This window comes from Pseudomonas bharatica CSV86, from assembly GCF_000319305.2.
GTDB classification, from domain to species: domain Bacteria; phylum Pseudomonadota; class Gammaproteobacteria; order Pseudomonadales; family Pseudomonadaceae; genus Aquipseudomonas; species Aquipseudomonas bharatica.
In genome coordinates this window covers 367364-383415 of sequence record NZ_AMWJ02000004.1, presented here as the reverse complement: position 1 = coordinate 383415, position 16052 = coordinate 367364, and the positions used below count along the sequence as shown (strand labels likewise).

Genomic DNA, 16052 nt, shown 5'->3' with positions numbered 1-16052 from the left:
ACGAGCAATCCGATAAGCGTTAATTGCACAGTGCTAGCTGCTCTGACACAATCGCGAATAATTCTCGTTAGTTAACACTTTCTTTTCCGGGGAACGCCTTGTCGTCCGTACCTAGCCCTCACAGCGAGCTGGTTGGCGCACTGTACCGCGATCACCGCAGCTGGCTGCTCGCCTGGCTGCGCCGCAACCTCGCCAGCGCCGAACGTGCCGAAGACCTGAGCCAGGACACCTTCGTTCGTCTGCTCGGCCGCGACGAGCTAACCGCCCCGCGTCAGCCGCGGGCGTTCCTTATGGCGGTGGCCAAAGGGCTGCTGTTCGACCATTTCCGCCGTACCGCGCTGGAACAGGCCTATCTGGACGAACTGCTGCTGATGCCCGAGGCCGAGCACCCGTCGCCGGAAGCCCTGCACCTGATTCTCGAAGACCTCAAGGCCATCGACCGCCTGCTCGGCAAGCTGTCGAGCAAGGCCCGCGCGGCCTTCCTGCACAGCCGCCTGGACGGCATGAGCCATGCCGAGATCGCCGACAGGCTCGGCGTTTCGGTAGCCCGGGTGCGCCAGTACCTGGCCCAGGGCATGCGCCAGTGCTACATCGCCCTGTACGGCGAGCCGACATGAAGGGGATGAATGGCGCACCGGTCTCGGCCCCGGTGCTCGATGCCGCGATCAACTGGCAATTGTGTTTCGATGCCGGCAGCGACAGCGCCCAGCAGCGGGCCGAGTTCGAGCGCTGGCATGCTGCGAGCGAAGAGCACGCCCGGGCCTGGCGGCAACTGGGCATGCTCGACCAGCGTTTCGCTGCGGCTGCCGGCCCGGCACGCAAGGCCTTGCAGCAATCCCGCGTCGGCCTGCGCCAGCGCGTGCGCAAGCTCGGCGGCGGGCTGGCCAGCCTGGTACTGCTGGGTGGCCTGCTCAACTGGATCAACCTGCACCAGCCGCTGGGCTACTGGCTCGCCGACCAACGCACCGGCACTGGCGAAACCCGCAGCCTGCGCCTGGACGACGGCACCCTGGTCAGCCTTGCCACGCACTCCGCCGTGGATATCCGCTTCACGGCCAAGGAGCGCCTGATTGTCCTGCACGATGGCGAGATTTCCGTCGAGACCGGGCACAAGGACAACGACCGACGGCCCTTCGTGGTCGCTACCGACGACGGCCGCCTGCGTGCCTTGGGCACCCGTTTCCTGGTGCGCCTGGAAAGCGACGGCACGCGGTTGAGCGTGTTGCAGTCGGCAGTCGCAGCCAAGCCGCATGACAGCGGCGAGGAGCAGGTGGTGCAGGAAGGTCACCAGGTGTTGATGAACCATGAGCGCCTGGGGCGGATCGACACACTCGCGGTCGGCGCCGACGCCTGGACCCGCGGCATGCTGGTGGTGGACAACGTGCGGCTGGCAGATCTGGTCGGCGAACTGGGTCGTTATCGCAGCGGGTACCTGGGCGTGGCACCGGAAGTGGCGGACCTGCGGATCACCGGAAGCTTCCCGCTGCATGACACCGACCTGGCGCTGAAGTCGCTATTGCCCACCTTGCCGGTGCAGGTGCAGCAGCGCACGCCATGGTGGGTGACCGTGGTGGCTCGCGCAGACAAATAGGTATCGGCCTTACGGGCCTCATCGCTGGCAAGCCAGCTCCCACAGGGATCGCATATACCCTGTGGGAGCTGGCTTGCCAGCGATGAGGCCCTCACAAACACCACCGAAATCTAAATCAAAAATATTTTCACTAACCCCTATCACTTTTTGTTTCTCGTTCGGCATGGAGGCTATTCAGCACAAAAATTCCCGTCGAGGACTCGCATGACCCGCTCAATCAAAAGCCTCCTGCGCCCCAGCCTGCTGGCCGCGGCCATCGCCATCGCCACCCCGCTGATCGCCGCCGAGCAGGCTCCGCGCACCTACAACTTGCCAGCAGCCCCGCTGGCCAGCACCCTGAACCAGATCGCCAGCCAGGCGGGTATCGCCCTGGCGCTGGATCCGGCGTTGGCGAGTGGCAAGACCTCCGCACCGGTGAAAGGCGAGTACAGCGGCGTGAGCGCGTTGCAGCAGGCCTTGCGCGGCACTGGCCTGCAACTGCAACAAAGCAGCGAAGGGACCTACACCCTGTCGGCGGTCGAAGAAGGCGTCCTGGCCCTGCCCAGCACCGATATCAACGCTACTGTCGCCAGCTTCGACGGCAGTGCTGCTGCCGGCTATCGCAGCGAGAACGTAAAGAACGTCGGCGCCCTCGGCGGCATGAAGCTGCAGGACACGCCCTACTCCATGAGCGTTGTATCCCAGGAGTTCCTCAAGAACACCCAGACCACCAGCCTCGACGACGTCTTCAAGCGCAACCCCGCCACCCAGTTGTACGGGCCACGTGCCGCCGGTTATGCCAGCGCCGTGGCGATCCGCGGTTTCAGCGGTTCGGGCAACATGAACATCGCCAATGACGGCCTGCGCTTCAGCAACGGCGCCGATGCCGGCAACTTCATCGAAGACACCGAGCAGCTGGAAATCATCACCGGCCTCACCGGCTTCCTCTATGGCCCGGGCACGCCGGGCGGCCTGGTCAACTACGTGCTCAAGCGCCCGACCTACGAGCGCTACAACAGCGTCACCCTGGGTAATGCCGGCGGCCAGAACTACTACCTGCATGGCGACTTCGGCGGCAAGATCGACGACGCCGGCGTCTTCGCCTATCGCCTCAACGTCCTGACCCAGGACGGCGAGACCGCGATCGACCTGCAAAAGCACCGTCGCCAGATGATCAGCGCGGCGCTGGACTGGAACGTCAACGACGACCTGCAGATCCAGTTCGATGCGTCCCATCGCAAGAACCAGATGCGCGGCCTGAGCAGCTACTGGTATGTGTTCCCGGGCGCCGAGCGGCCTGACGCCTCGTCGCTGAAAAACGACAAGATGTACAGCCAGAAGTGGTCCTTCTCCGACAACGAGACCGACAAGGCCGGCGTGCGCGCCAACTGGCGCCTGAACGACACCTTTACCCTGCGCGCGGCCTTCGCCGCCCAGCAGTACACCGATGAGTTCACCTACACCGGCCCGACCATCAACAGCACCGGCACCTACAGCCAGCCGATCTACGCCTTCGCACCGATCGAAAGCGAAGAGAAGTCCGGCTCGCTATTCCTCGACTCGGTCTTCGCGACTGGCCCGCTGGGGCACAAGCTGACCGTGGGCTACCAGGGCAACACCACCCGAGTGAAGCAATACGAGGATCACATTCCGTACCCCGACTGGCAGTACCAATCTCCTGTGGGCACCCTGCCGCTGGACCAGCGGCCACAGGTCGACAAGCCCTCTTGGTCCATCGGACACGGTGACCAGCGCCTGGCCAACAGCGCGGAAACCAACAACTTCCTGATCGGTGACGTCATCACCTTCAACGAACAGTGGTCGACCATCCTTGGCGTGACCCAGACCCAGATCAAGAGCTACACCAACGAGTTCGTCTACGCCAAGGCGTTCGGTCAGCCGGAGACGGAGACCAAGTACAACAAGAGCAAGACTTCGCCGAACATCTCGCTCATCTACAAGCCAGTTCCCTGGCTGACCACCTACGCCACCTATATCGAAGGCCTGCAGGCCGGCGGCGTGGCGCCGAACGACGCGATCAATGCCGGCCAGGCACTGGCCCCGCAGGTAAGCGAACAATACGAGATTGGCGCCAAGGCGACCGTGGGCGAAACCCTGCTGACTCTGGCCTTCTTCAACATCGACAAGCCGAACAACTACAAGAACAGCCTTGGCCTCTACACCCAGGATGGCCGCCAGGAAAACAATGGCATGGAATTCAGCGTGACCGGCAAGGTAATGCCCGAACTGACGGTGGTCGGCGGTATCACCCTGCTCGATCCGAAGGTCAAGAAAACCGCGGTCACCGCCAACGAAGGCAACGCGCCGACCAACGTCGCCAAGCAGTTGGCCAAGGTCTACGCCGAGTACGACGTGGCCGCGATCCCCGGCTTTGCCCTGACCGGTGGCGCCTACTACACCGGCAAGCAGTACGCCGATGAGGCCAACCATGAAAGCCTGCCGTCGTTCACCACCTTCGATGCCGGTGCGCGCTACAAGATGCATGTGTCGGACAACGACGTGACCTTCCGCGTCAACGTGGCCAACCTGGCGAACAAGGAATACTGGCTGAACAGCTTCTACCTGGGCGATCCGCGGACCGTGCAGTTCTCGGCTCAGCTGGAGTTCTAAGTCTGGGGCCGCTCTGCGGCCCTTCGCGGGCAAGCCACGCTCCTACAGTCCCCGCCCCGTAGGAGCGTGGCTTGTCGGGCCGCCGAACCGCCGCGAAGGCCTGCGCAGCAGGCCCAAAAATCAAACAGGCAAAAGACCTGTCCTCGCTCATACACCGGTTAGCCAGATACTATGCAAGCCAAGACCATCCGCCGCTGGTCCGCAGTCCACACCTGGACCAGCCTGATCTGCACCCTGTTCCTGCTGCTTTTGGCAGTAACGGGGTTGCCGCTGATCTTCCATCACGAGATCGACCACCTGCTGGGCGATGCGCCCGAGTTGCAGGTGATGCCTGCTGACACACCCAGGCTGGACCTCCAGCAGCTTGTCGTGAAGGCCGAGGCCCACCGCCCGGGCGAGGTGATGCAGTACTTCGGCTGGGACGAGGACGACAGCAACGGCGTGGTGGCGATCATGGCCGCCAGCGCCGGCACCGAGCCGAACTCGTCGCATACCTTCATGCTCGACGCCCGTACCGGCGAGGCGGTGGAAATGCCGTCGGCCAACGGCGGCTTCATGATGGTCATGCTGCGCCTGCACGTGGACATGTTCGCCGGGCTGCCAGGCAAGCTGCTGCTGGCCTTCATGGGCGTGCTGTTCGTGGTGGCGATCATTTCCGGGGTGGTGCTCTACGCACCCTTCATGCGCCGCCTGGACTTCGCCACCGTGCGTCATGAAAAGTCACGGCGTACGCGCTGGCTCGACCTGCATAACCTGATCGGCATCGTCACCCTGACCTGGGCCTTGGTGGTCGGCGTGACCGGGGTGATCAGCGCGCTGTCCGACCTAGTCATCGCCGCCTGGCGCAACGACAGCCTGGCCCAGATGGTCGCGCCGTACCGGGATGCGCCGCCGCTGACCGAACCGGCTCCGGTCAGTCGGGTCCTGGATATCGCAGCCGGAGCCGCGCCGGGCATGCAGCCGGACTTCATCGCCTTCCCGGGCACGCGCTTCTCCAGCGAGCACCACTATGCGGTGTTCATGAAAGGCAGCACGCACCTGACCTCGCACCTGCTAACGCCGGTATTGATCGATGCCAGTACCCTGAAGGTCACGGCCGTGGGCGAGCGCCCCTGGTACATGGACGCCATGGGCCTGTCGGCGCCCCTGCATTTCGGCGACTACGGCGGCCGCCCCATGCAAATTCTCTGGGCGGCGCTGGATGTGCTAACCATCATCGTGCTCGGTAGCGGGTTGTACCTGTGGTGGGTGCGCCGACGGACGGAGGCGGGCCGATGACCTGGAAGGTATTCGGCATGCCGCTGCTGATCGGCGTGCTCGGGGCGGCGGGGCTGTTTGCCGCGCTGCTCGGGGATGGCTGGTGGGATGTCCTGTCCTGGGTCGGGCTGGGGTTGCCGGCCTGGTATGGGTTCAGGGGTTTCTTCAGGTAAATCTGTGGTGCCCCCAATCGCTGGCAAGCCAGCTCCCACAGGGATCCCTTGTGGGAGCTGGCTTGCCAGCGATGAGGCCCTGAAGAGCACCAACAAACCCACGCCGGGAACATTCCCCAAAAACCCGATCCAACCCTCGTTTTCCCTGCCTTTCCCGGCTGACGAGGTCCCTCCCCCATGAAACGCTTCGCCCTGGTCTCCTTCCTGGCCCTGGCTGCCACCCCGGTGTTCGCCTTCAATCTCGGCGATGCGGCCAACGCCATCTCCACTATCCAAGGCCAGCAGAACAAGGCTCCGGTCCAGGCGCCCGAAGCCTCGGCCAACCTGCTCAATACCCTGGGCAGTCAACTGGACATCACTCCCGAGCAAGCCATCGGCGGCACCGGTGCCCTGCTGGGCCTGGCGCGCAACCAGCTCAGCGGCAGCGACTACGAACAACTGAGCAAGGCGGTACCGGGCCTGGACATGCTGTCCGGGGACAACGCCCTGGGCGGGCTGGCGGGCTTGGGTGAACTGCTCGGCAAGAGCGGAGAAAGCTCGGCCCTGGGCAATGCCCTGGGCGGCAATGTGAAGAACGGCAGCGACCTGAACAACGCCTTCAGCGCGCTGGGCATGGATACCGGGATGATCGGCCAGTTCGCCCCGCTGATCCTGCAATACCTCGGCCAGCAGGGCGTGGCCGGTTCGCTGCTGCAAAGCCTGGCCGGCATCTGGGGCCACGGCACTACCGCACCGCTGGCCCCGACGCCGCGCTCATCGGTTTAATTCGGCGCGCAGGCGCTCGATGCGCTCGTCCTTGTCGTGCCACAGCTGGTTGACCCAGGCCTGCACGGCCTGGCGCACGGCGGGGTCGGTTTCGTAGTCGCCGGCCCACAGCGCCGGGTCCAGTTCGCGCACCTCGATATCGACAATCACCCGCGGGATCGAGCCGCTGACCAGGTCCCAGAACCCCGGGGCCTTGTCGCCCGGATAGACGATGGTCACGTCCAGCAGCGCATCCAGCTGTTCGCCCAGCGCCGCCAGGACGAACGCCACCCCGCCCGCCTTGGGCTTGAGCAGGTGCTTGTACGGCGACTGCTGCGCCGCACGCTTGGCCTCGGTGAACCGGGTGCCTTCAAGGTAGTTCACCACCGTCACCGGCTGGCGCTTGAACAGCTCGCAGGCGGCCTTGGTGATTTCCAGGTCCTGGCCCTTGAGGTGCGGGTGCTTGTCGAGAAAGGCCTTGCTGTAGCGCTTCATGAACGGGTAATCCAGCGCCCACCAGGCCAGGCCCAGCAGCGGCACCCAGATCAGTTCCTTCTTCAGGAAGAACTTGAAGAACGGGATCTTGCGGTTGAGCACCTGGATCAACGCCGGGATATCCACCCAGGTCTGGTGGTTGCTGACCGCCAGGTACGAGGTGTCCAGGCGCAGGTTCGAGTTGCCGCGCACATCCCAGGCCGTAGGAATGCACAAGGCGAAGATCAGCTTGTCGATTTCGGCCCAGGTCTCTGCGAACCACATCACCATCCATGATGCGTAGTCGCGGTAGCGACCGGGCAGGACCAGCTTGAGCAAGGCGAAAACCATCAACGGCCCGATAAGGACCAGAGTGTTGAGCAACAGCAACAGGGTGACGAAACTGCCGGTGAGCAGGCGACGCATAAGTCGACTCTTATCGTGGGAAAACAGTCGGCCATTTTAAGCAGCCGGGTGAGGAACACCAAACGCCACCGGCATACGGTCACAGACAAATGTTTCACATTGTGTTGTTTACAGTCTGTTGCCGAACCTGTAGCCCAACGGCAGTCTAAGCACTGTCACGATCCCAGGAAGCACTGCATTGAAACCACTGATTGCCCTGCTCGGCCTGCTGTCCCTGCCGGTGATGGCCGCCGAGCCCGACCTCTATGGCCGCTACGAATACATCGGCGTTGCCGATATCGGCCAGACCTTCAAGGCCAAGATGGACACCGGTGCGCTGACCGCCTCGCTGTCGGCCAGGAACATCGAGCAGTTCACCCGTGACGGCGAGGACTGGGTGCGTTTCCGCCTGGCCACCAAGGACGCCAACGACAAGGTCTACGAACACAAGCTCGCGCGCATGAGCAAGATCAAGAACCGCGCCGACGAAGAGGACGAGGAAGGTGCCGATATCGCCCACCGCCCGGTGATCGACCTGGAACTGTGCCTGGGCGACGTCAAGCGTACGGTCGAGGTCAACCTCACCGACCGCAGCAGCTTCAACTACCCGCTGCTCATCGGCGCCAAGGCCCTGCGCGAGTTCAACGCCGCGGTCAACCCGGCCCGTCGCTACACCGCCGGCAAGCCGGACTGCGGCAAGTAAAGCGCGACAAGCGGCAAGTGCCAGCAGTTCGCTTTACACTTGCCGCTTGTCACTTCTCGCGTGCTCTTGCCCCATGCCCCATATCCTCATCGTTGAAGACGAAGCGGCGATCGCCGACACCCTGGTCTTCGCCCTGCAAGGCGATGGCCACAGCACCGAGTGGGTCAGCCTCGGCCAGCTGGCTCTGGAACGCCTGCGCCAGCAGCCGGCGGACCTGGTGATCCTGGACATCGGGCTGCCGGATATCAGTGGCTTCGAGACCTGCCGGCAACTGCGACGCTTCAGCGAGGTGCCGGTGATGTTCCTCAGTGCCCGCGACAGCGAGATCGACCGGGTGGTGGGCCTGGAAATCGGTGCCGACGACTATGTGGTCAAGCCGTTCAGCCCGCGTGAAGTCAGCGCCCGGGTGCGCGCCATCCTCAAGCGCATGGCGCCAGCACCCGCCGTCGCTCCGGCCCCAGCCAGCACGCCGTTCAGCCTCGACACCCTGCGCATGCAGATCCACTACCGCGAGCAGTTGCTCAACCTGACCCGCCACGAATTCCGCCTGCTGCAATGCCTGCTGGAGCAACCGGAGCGGGTGTTCAGCCGCGAGCAGTTGCTCGATGCCGTGGGGGTGTCCGCCGACGCCGGCTACGAGCGCACCATCGACAGCCATATCAAGAGCCTGCGCGCCAAGCTGCGCGGGGTCGCCGCCGATGCCGAGCCAATCCAGACCCACCGCGGCCTGGGCTACAGCTACAACCCGGCGCACGCCTGATGCGCCTGGGTACCCGCATCTTCCTGGTGTACTTCCTGTTCGTCGGGCTGACCGCCTGGTTCGTCCTCAACACCGTACGTGAACAGGTACGCCCGGCAGTGCGCCAGTCCACCGAGGAAACCCTGGTGGACACCGCCAACCTGCTCGCCGAGATCCTGCGTGACCAGGTCAAGGCCGGGACACTCGGCCAGAGCGAGTTGCCGCACGTGCTCAAGGCCTACGGCCAGCGCCGGCCCAACGCGGAAATCTGGGGCCTGGCCAAGACCGAGGTCAGTCACCGCATCTACGTCACCGACGCCAAGGGCATCGTTTTGCTCGACTCTGCCGGCGAGGCTGTAGGCCAGGACTATTCGCGCTGGAACGACGTCTACCTGACCCTGCGCGGCCAGTACGGCGCGCGCTCGACCCGCAGCGATCCCAACGATCCCGACTCGTCGGTAATGCACGTGGCGGCGCCGATCCGCGATGGCGAAACCCTGATCGGCGTGGTCACCGTGGCCAAGCCCAACCTGTCGCTCAAGCCCTACGTCGATCGCTCTGAAAAACGCCTGATTACCCTCGGCATCGGCCTGATCGTCCTCGGCCTGCTGGTCGGCGCGGCGCTGTCCTGGTGGCTGGCGCGCTCGCTGCGGCGCCTGACCCGTTATGCCCAGGCGGTCAGCGAGGGCGAGCGGGTCGCCCTGCCGCACTATCGCGGCGGCGAGCTGGCGATGCTGGCCGGCGCCGTGGAACGCATGCGCACCCAACTGGAAGGCAAGGACTACGTCGAACGCTACGTGCACACCCTGACCCATGAGCTGAAAAGCCCGCTGGCCGCGATCCGTGGCGCCAGCGAGCTGCTGCAGGGGCCGATGAGCGAAGAGCAGCGGCAGCGCTTCGCCAGCAATATCGAAAGCGAAAGCGCACGTATGCAGCAACTGATCGAGCGCCTGCTGGACCTGGCCCAGGTCGAGCAGCGCCAGGGCCTGGAAGATCAACAGCAGGTGGCCGTGGCGGCGCTGGTCGATGAACTGCTGATGGCGCGCGGGGCGCGCATCGAAAGCGCCGGCTTGCAGGTCCGGCAACGTATCCCGGCCGTGGCACGGCTGTACTGCGAGCCCTTCCTGATGCGCCAGGCCATCGGCAACCTGCTGGAAAACGCCCTTGATTTCACCCCGCCCGGTGGCTTGCTGGTGTTCGAGCTGGAGCAGGATGCGCAACGCGTGGCCCTGAGCCTGTTCAACCAGGGCGAGGCCATCCCCGACTACGCCCTGGGCCGGCTCAGCGAACGGTTCTATTCGCTGCCGCGCCCGGGCACGGGCCGCAAGAGCACCGGCCTGGGCCTGAATTTCGTCGAGGAAGTGCTGCACTTGCATGGCGGCTCGCTGGAGATCGCCAATGTCGAGGATGGGGTGCGCGTGCGGCTATGGCTGCCGGCCAGTCGCCTGGGCTGAATCTCTCCACAGAAGCTCCACACAAGCTCCCGAAAGCCTCCACATAGCGCCGCCAGACTGGGCTCCTTCTCAAGCGGAGCCCTTTGCATGAACAAGTCACTAAGCCTGAAACTCGGCACCATCGCCTTGCTGGTGGTGGTGTTGCTGATCCCGCTGGTCATGATCGGCGGCCTTATCGATGAACGCCAGGCCCTGCGCGACAGCGTGGTCGAGGATATCGCGCAAAGCGCCAGCCGGGCCCAGCAGATCAGCGGGCCGCTGCTGGTGGTGCCGTACAGCAAGTACGAGCGGGTGTGGAAGATCCAGGACGGCAAGAGTTTCCAGACCGCCGAAGTGACCAGGAGCTACTTGGTGTTTCTCCCCGAGCGTTTCGTCCTCGACGGCACCGCCAGCACCGAACTGCGCTCGCGGGGCATCTACCAAGCGCGGCTGTTCCATGCGCAGAGCCGGATCAGCGGGCAGTTCAAGGTTCCGGCCAACTGGGGCATCACCAGCGACCTGGACGACTACCGCTTCGACAAGCCCTTCATCGCCGTGGGCATCAGCGACATCCGCGGCATCCAGAACGGCCTGCAACTGCAGCTCGACGGCCGCACCCTGGACTTCGCCGCCGGCAGCCGGCTGGACTGGCTGGGCGGCGGCGTGCACGCGGTGATCGACAACCTCGACAGCAAGGCAGAGATGCGCATGGACTATGCCTTCGACCTCGACCTGCAAGGCACCGGGCAACTGCATGTGCTGCCGGTGGGCCGCAGCAGCAGCGTGACGCTCGCCGCCAACTGGCCGCATCCAAGCTTCATCGGCAACTACCTGCCCACCAGCCGCGAGATCGACGCGACGGGCTTCAAGGCGACATGGCAGACCTCGTTCTTCTCCACCAACCTCGAAGAGACCTTGAGCCGCTGCACCAGCCAGCAGAACTGCGAGGGCTTCGCAAGCCGGGCGTTTGGCGTGAGCTTCGTCGACCCGGTGGACCACTACCTGAAGAGCGAGCGGGCGATCAAATACGCGCTGCTGTTCATCGCCCTGACCTTTGCCGGCTTCTTCCTCTTCGAAGTGCTGCGCAACCTCAGCGTGCACCCGATCCAGTACGCGCTGGTGGGGGCGGCCCTGGCGCTGTTCTACCTGTTGCTGCTGTCGTTGTCGGAGCACATCGGCTTTGGCCTGGCGTATCTGTCGTCGGCGGGTGGCTGCGTGCTGTTGATCGGCTTCTACCTGTGCCACGTGTTGCACAGCCGTGTGCGCGGGTTCGGTTTCGCTGGCGGCCTGGCGGTGTTGTATGCGCTGCTCTACGGGCTGTTGAGCGCCGAGGATTACGCGCTGCTGATGGGGGCCTTGCTGCTGTTCGCGCTGCTTGGAGTATTCATGGTGCTGACGCGGCGGCTGGACTGGTACCGGGCCGGGCAGGTGCAGGGATGAGCGGGCTCAGGGAAGACCGGGAGTTTGGGGAGGCGTTGGTGAGGGGGATCAGGGGCTTGTGGAGCGCAGAGGTTTTTGTGGGGGCTGCTGGTCAGTCATCGCTGGCAAGCCAGCTCCCACAGGTACTGCATGCGCCGGACCCTGTGGGAGCTGGCTTGCCAGCGATAGGGCCCTCAGGTCAGGCCGGAGCGGTGGCCTTCATCGAAGCCCGCTGACTGACCTCGGCATACCAGGCCGCCAGCTTCGGCTGCTGCTCGCGCCAGCCGAAGTCCGGCATGCGCAGGTCGATATAGCCCAGGGCGCAGGCCACGCCAATCGAAGCCACATCGAACGCCGAGGCGATCTCGGCGTAGTGGTTTTCTTCCAGATCGGCCAGGCCCCGGCGGATCTTCTGCGTTTGCGCCTCGACCCATTGGTCCCAACGCTTCTCCTCCGGGCGCAGGAAGGTCTCGTAGCGGGTCAGCACCGCCGCATCCATGATCGCGTCCGCCTGCGAGGCCAGGGTCAGGCGCCGCCAGCGCGCCGAGCCCTCGCGGGGAATCAGCGGATTGCCGACATGCTGCTGGTCGAGGAAGTCGATGATCACCCGGCTGTCATGCAGGACGCTGCCGTCCTCCAGGCGCAGGGCCGGAATCTTGCCCGACGGGTTGCCCTGGTTGAGATCGGCGTCCGGGCTGACCGGGGTGATGTTGACCGGCTGCACCTTGACCCGGTCCACCTGGCCGGTTTCATGCAGCACCACCATTACCTTGCGCACGAACGGCGACAGCGGCGAATGGAACAGCGTCATGCTCGACATCACGGTTCCTCAGTTGTTTTGCAGGCTGGGCGGCAGGCAGACCCCAGTGCCACCGATGCCGCAGTAGCCGTCGGGGTTCTTCGCCAGGTACTGCTGGTGATAGGCCTCGGCGAAGTACACGGTCGGCGCCTGGTCGATCTCGGTGGTGATCTCGCCGAAGCCGGCCTTGTGCAGTTCCGCCTGGTACTGGTCGCGGCTGGCCTTGGCTTGCTCCAGTTGCTCCGGCGAGGTGCAGTAGATCACCGAGCGGTACTGGGTGCCGATATCGTTGCCCTGGCGCATGCCCTGGGTCGGGTTGTGCAGCTCCCAGAACATCGCCAGCAGCTCGCGGTAGCTGACCTTGTCCTTGTCGAACACCACCAGCACCACTTCGGTGTGGCCGGTCAGGCCGGAGCAGACTTCTTCGTAGGTCGGATTCGGGGTGAAACCGCCGGCATAGCCGACCACGGTGCTGATCACGCCCTCGCGCTGCCAGAAGCGTCGTTCCGCGCCCCAGAAGCAGCCCAGGCCGAAGATGGCGAAGTCCACCGCGCCTTCGAAGAACGGGCCGAGCAGCGGCGTGTCCTTGAACACGAAGTGTTTTTCCGGCAGTGCCATCGGGGTTTCGCGACCAGGCAGGGCCTGTTCAGCGGTTGGCAGGACGTTTTTATTCACGAGGATTTCCGAACGCAAGACCATGAACCCATTCCTCTCGTCAGGTAGGCGGGCAGCGCCACGGCGCAGCCCTTATCGGGATAGACCGGTAGTGTGCCCGAGTGTTTCGCCGCTGTCAGGCGCTCGGGCCACGGGGATAGCGGCGCAGCTTGTCGACCAGTTCGTCGCCGGGGATCGGCCGGTCGAACAGGTAGCCCTGGCCGACATCGCAGCGGTGCCTGCGCAGGAACGCCAGTTGCTCCGCCGTCTCGATGCCCTCGGCGACCACCTTGAGCTTGAGGTTGTGGGCCATGGCCACCACCGCCGAGGTGATCTCCATGTCGTCCTGGCTGTCGGGGATGTCGTTGATGAAGCTGCGGTCGATCTTGATGATGTCGATGGGGAATTTCTTCAGGTAGCTCAACGACGAATAGCCGGTGCCGAAGTCGTCCATGGCCAGGGTCAGGCCGAGCTGCTTGAGCTGGTCCAGTTGGCGCCGGGTATCCTCGGTCGCCTCCAGCAGCAGGCCCTCGGTCAGTTCCAGCTCCAGCAGGTGCGGCGGCAGCGCTTCTTCCTGGAGAATATTGGCGATGGACGCGACCAGGTCGGGATCGGAGAACTGCTTGGGCGACAGGTTGATCGCCACCTGCAGGTTGCCCATGCCTTCGGCCGCCAGCTCCTGGCTCATGCGGCAGGCCTGGCGCGCCACCCACTTGCCGATGGGGATGATCAGGCCGGTTTCCTCGGCCACGCTGATGAACTGGTCCGGCCGGATCATGCCCTTCTCCGGGTGGTTCCAGCGCAGCAGGGCTTCCAGGCCGAGCAGGCGCCCGGTACGCAGGCACAGCTTGGGTTGGTAGAACACCTGCAGCTCGTTCTGCGCCAGGGCGCGGCGCAGGTTGTTCTCGACGAACAGCTTGTAGCTCGCCTCGGCATTCATCGCCTCGGTGAACACCTGGACCTGATGCTTGCCGCTGGCCTTGGCCTTGTGCAGGGCGAGGCCGGCGTTTTTCATCAGGGTCTGCGGGTCGCTGCCATGCAGCGGCGCGCAGGCAAGGCCCACGGAGCCGGTAACGTTGATCAGCTGGTTATCGACGAACATCGGCTTGTCGAGGGTATTGAGCAGTTGCTGGGCAATCTGCTGGCCGCTCTCCAGGTCGGTGTTGTTCAGCAGCACGGCGAACTCGTTGCTGGCGAAGCGCGCCAGGCTGCCGCCCGGGTTGAGGCTGTTGCGCAGGCGTCGGGCCAGGCTGACCAGCAGCTTGTCGCCGGTCTGGTGGCCGAGGCTGTCGTTGATCCGTTTGAAGTTGTCGATATCCACCAGCAGCAGGCAGATCGGCGTATCGCTGTCGCGGGCGAAGCGCTCGTCGAGGTTGCGGATGAACGCCGGACGGTTGCCCAGGCCGGTCAGGTTGTCGGTGTAGGCCAGGCGCTCGATGCGCTGCTGGGCCAGCTTGCTCTGGGTGATGTCCTCGTAGATGCCGATGTAGTGGGTCAGCTCGCGATTGTCGCCGTACACTTTGGAAATCGACAGTTGCCCCCAGTACGGTTCGAGGTTCTTGCGGCGGCTTTTGAATTCGCCCTGCCAGCTGTTGCCCATCGCCAGGCTGGACTCGTCGGACAGCAGTTCGCTGAGGTTCTCCAGCGCCGACAGCTCCGACAGCCGGTGCCCCTGGACCTCTTCGGAGCTGTATTGGGTGATCGCGGTGAAGCTCGGGTTGACGTACTCCACCACACCGTCGCGATTGACCAGTAGGAAGGCGTTGGCGCTCTGCTCCACCGCACGCTGGAACAGGTGCAGGGCGCTGGTCGCGGCACGGCGGTTGTGGTTGTTGATGACCTGGGCGAACTGGTCGGCCAGTTCGCCGGCAAAGGCGATCTCGTCGGTCTGCCAGGCCCGCGGGCTGCCGCCGTGCTCCAGGCAGAGCACGCCGACCACCTGGCCGTCGATACGGATGCTGGCGTCGAGCATGGCGATCACATCGCGCGGGCGCAGGCTCTCGGTGATATCCCGGGTGCGCGGGTCATGGCTGGCGTTGTGCGCGTCGATGGCGCGGCTGGTGTGCAGGGCTTCCAGGTAGTCCGGAAACAGGCCAGCGTCGATCGGTTCGGGCGTGCGGTACTCGCGGGTCTCGCGGTAAAACGCGGAGATCGGCTCCAGGCGCTGGCCTTCCAGGTACCACAGGCTGGCGCATTCGATGTTGTAGATCTCGCAGGCGCTGCGGGTGATCAGCTCGGCGGCTTCCTGCAGGGAATTGCCGGCGCTGTAGCGATGCCGTGCCAGGTGCAGGATCAGTTCCTGCTGGGCACGCACCCGCTCCAGGTGCTCGAGTTGTTCCTGCTGTGCCTGCTGGTTGAGCTTGAGGGCGATCTGCAGACGATTGTTGCGGGTTTCCAGAACATCGGCGCTCAGCTCCGGGCTGATGCCATCCTGCTCGTCGAGCACCAGCAGGTAGCCGCGCAGCAATTGGCGGTTGTGCTGCTTGTAGGCTTCGCCCAGTTCCAGCAGCGACAGCGGACCACTGTTGGTGTGCAGGGTATAGCGGCTGACGTAGTGGCTGCTGTTGGCCAGTTGCGCCTGGATGCTGTCATGCAGTTTGTAGCGGGCCTCGGGCTCCATCAGGCTGGCGTAGGGCGAGCCGACCAGGGCGCAGAGTTCAACCGCCGGCAGACCGAATTGACGTTCGCAACCCGGATCGAGATAGAGCATTGCCCAGCTCGCTTCGTTCAGCCGCTCGAAGCGCAACATGCCGAGCCGCGAAGGCACCGGCAACTGCGTCACTACCTCGGCCGCCGGACGGCTGGCGGCATCGGTTTGGCTCTTCATGGAAAGCTCGCTCGAATAAGACTGATGGCACGGGCGTTGGCACTTTGCTATGCACGTTCGGGCAAGGTTGCATCATGCGCCGGAGGCTGACAAGCACCAAGCTTGGCGCGTGTTTGATCTGTGTCGGCCAGACAGGGGATTTCTTCAACTCCCGAGGTGCAATACGAACCCTGTGGGAGCTGGCTTGCCAGCGATTACGATGGTGAATTCACCGCAGTCATCGC

General features: G+C 64.4%; 14 protein-coding genes. 10 read left to right on the top strand and 4 right to left on the bottom strand.

The annotated features are described in order from the left end of the window. Positions 1-98: 98 nt before the first annotated feature. The 6 genes from CSV86_RS28245 (at position 99) to CSV86_RS28220 (ending at position 6396) form a co-directional block, all read left to right on the top strand. The gene (locus CSV86_RS28245) at positions 99-617 is read left to right on the top strand and encodes an RNA polymerase sigma factor (RefSeq protein WP_009404165.1); all 519 of its coding nucleotides are present in this window, start codon (positions 99-101) and stop codon (positions 615-617) included. Continuing rightward, complete coding sequence (locus CSV86_RS28240; protein ID WP_009404164.1) at positions 614-1591, top strand: FecR domain-containing protein; 978 nt, start codon at positions 614-616, stop codon at positions 1589-1591. Before CSV86_RS28245 ends, CSV86_RS28240 begins: the two co-directional genes overlap by 4 nt. Before the next feature lie 204 nt (positions 1592-1795). Then, positions 1796-4201, top strand: a complete 2406-nt coding sequence (locus CSV86_RS28235) for a TonB-dependent receptor (protein ID WP_009404163.1) — start codon at positions 1796-1798, stop codon at positions 4199-4201. A 171-nt stretch (positions 4202-4372) separates the two neighbouring features. Then, the gene (locus CSV86_RS28230; RefSeq protein WP_009404162.1) at positions 4373-5479 is read left to right on the top strand and encodes a PepSY-associated TM helix domain-containing protein; all 1107 of its coding nucleotides are present in this window, start codon (positions 4373-4375) and stop codon (positions 5477-5479) included. Then, positions 5476-5631, top strand: a complete 156-nt coding sequence (locus CSV86_RS28225; protein ID WP_009404161.1) for a hypothetical protein — start codon at positions 5476-5478, stop codon at positions 5629-5631. Before CSV86_RS28230 ends, CSV86_RS28225 begins: the two co-directional genes overlap by 4 nt. A 177-nt stretch (positions 5632-5808) precedes the next feature. After that, positions 5809-6396 carry a DUF2780 domain-containing protein gene (locus CSV86_RS28220; protein ID WP_009404160.1) on the top strand — a complete coding sequence of 196 codons (588 nt, stop codon included), beginning with the start codon at positions 5809-5811 and terminating at the stop codon, positions 6394-6396. Here CSV86_RS28220 and yihG read toward each other — a convergent pair. Continuing rightward, the gene (yihG, locus tag CSV86_RS28215; protein ID WP_009404158.1) at positions 6385-7275 is read right to left on the bottom strand and encodes a 1-acylglycerol-3-phosphate O-acyltransferase, YihG family; all 891 of its coding nucleotides are present in this window, start codon (positions 7273-7275) and stop codon (positions 6385-6387) included. The two genes, CSV86_RS28220 and yihG, sit on opposite strands and share 12 nt — an antisense overlap. Before the next feature lie 178 nt (positions 7276-7453). On the opposite strand from yihG, the gene rloA2 reads away from it, so the two are divergent. From rloA2 to creD, 4 genes are all read left to right on the top strand, one after another. Beyond that, complete coding sequence (rloA2, locus tag CSV86_RS28210) at positions 7454-7957, top strand: retropepsin-like aspartic peptidase RloA2 (protein ID WP_009404156.1); 504 nt, start codon at positions 7454-7456, stop codon at positions 7955-7957. Positions 7958-8030: 73 nt separating this feature from the next. After that, positions 8031-8717, top strand: a complete 687-nt coding sequence (gene creB, locus CSV86_RS28205) for a two-component system response regulator CreB (RefSeq protein WP_009404154.1) — start codon at positions 8031-8033, stop codon at positions 8715-8717. Further along, positions 8717-10150 (top strand): two-component system sensor histidine kinase CreC, encoded by a 1434-nt coding sequence (gene creC, locus CSV86_RS28200; protein ID WP_009404152.1) that lies wholly within the window; start codon positions 8717-8719, stop codon positions 10148-10150. Before creB ends, creC begins: the two co-directional genes overlap by 1 nt. Positions 10151-10237: 87 nt before the next feature. Further along, a complete protein-coding gene (gene creD, locus CSV86_RS28195) occupies positions 10238-11569 on the top strand; it encodes a cell envelope integrity protein CreD (protein ID WP_009404151.1) in 1332 nt (443 codons plus the stop codon). 178 nt (positions 11570-11747) lie between these two features. Here creD and CSV86_RS28190 read toward each other — a convergent pair whose 3' ends face one another. The 3 genes from CSV86_RS28190 to CSV86_RS28180 all read right to left on the bottom strand — a co-directional run bounded on the left by CSV86_RS28190 (position 11748) and on the right by CSV86_RS28180 (position 15828). Beyond that, complete coding sequence (locus CSV86_RS28190) at positions 11748-12368, bottom strand: glutathione S-transferase (protein ID WP_037061628.1); 621 nt, start codon at positions 12366-12368, stop codon at positions 11748-11750. Positions 12369-12377: 9 nt separating this feature from the next. Further along, on the bottom strand, positions 12378-13046 hold the full coding sequence (gene msrA / locus CSV86_RS28185; protein WP_009404147.1) for a peptide-methionine (S)-S-oxide reductase MsrA: 669 nt from the start codon (positions 13044-13046) through the stop codon (positions 12378-12380). 91 nt (positions 13047-13137) lie between these two features. Then, positions 13138-15828 (bottom strand): putative bifunctional diguanylate cyclase/phosphodiesterase, encoded by a 2691-nt coding sequence (locus tag CSV86_RS28180; RefSeq protein ID WP_009404145.1) that lies wholly within the window; start codon positions 15826-15828, stop codon positions 13138-13140. Positions 15829-16052 lie beyond the last annotated feature (224 nt).

Bases quoted from the DNA above. Each gene is read 5' to 3' on its own strand.
- CSV86_RS28240 (WP_009404164.1), top strand. From the start codon at position 614: ATGAAGGGGATGAATGGCGCACCGGTCTCGGCCCCGGTGCTCGATGCC.
- CSV86_RS28225 (WP_009404161.1), top strand. From the start codon at position 5,476: ATGACCTGGAAGGTATTCGGCATGCCGCTGCTGATCGGCGTGCTCGGG.
- msrA (WP_009404147.1), bottom strand. From the start codon at position 13,046: ATGGTCTTGCGTTCGGAAATCCTCGTGAATAAAAACGTCCTGCCAACC.
- CSV86_RS28190 (WP_037061628.1), bottom strand. From the start codon at position 12,368: ATGTCGAGCATGACGCTGTTCCATTCGCCGCTGTCGCCGTTCGTGCGC.
- CSV86_RS28220 (WP_009404160.1), top strand. From the start codon at position 5,809: ATGAAACGCTTCGCCCTGGTCTCCTTCCTGGCCCTGGCTGCCACCCCG.
- creC (WP_009404152.1), top strand. From the start codon at position 8,717: ATGCGCCTGGGTACCCGCATCTTCCTGGTGTACTTCCTGTTCGTCGGG.
- CSV86_RS28230 (WP_009404162.1), top strand. From the start codon at position 4,373: ATGCAAGCCAAGACCATCCGCCGCTGGTCCGCAGTCCACACCTGGACC.
- CSV86_RS28180 (WP_009404145.1), bottom strand. From the start codon at position 15,828: ATGAAGAGCCAAACCGATGCCGCCAGCCGTCCGGCGGCCGAGGTAGTG.
- creD (WP_009404151.1), top strand. From the start codon at position 10,238: ATGAACAAGTCACTAAGCCTGAAACTCGGCACCATCGCCTTGCTGGTG.
- creB (WP_009404154.1), top strand. From the start codon at position 8,031: ATGCCCCATATCCTCATCGTTGAAGACGAAGCGGCGATCGCCGACACC.
- yihG (WP_009404158.1), bottom strand. From the start codon at position 7,275: ATGCGTCGCCTGCTCACCGGCAGTTTCGTCACCCTGTTGCTGTTGCTC.
- CSV86_RS28235 (WP_009404163.1), top strand. From the start codon at position 1,796: ATGACCCGCTCAATCAAAAGCCTCCTGCGCCCCAGCCTGCTGGCCGCG.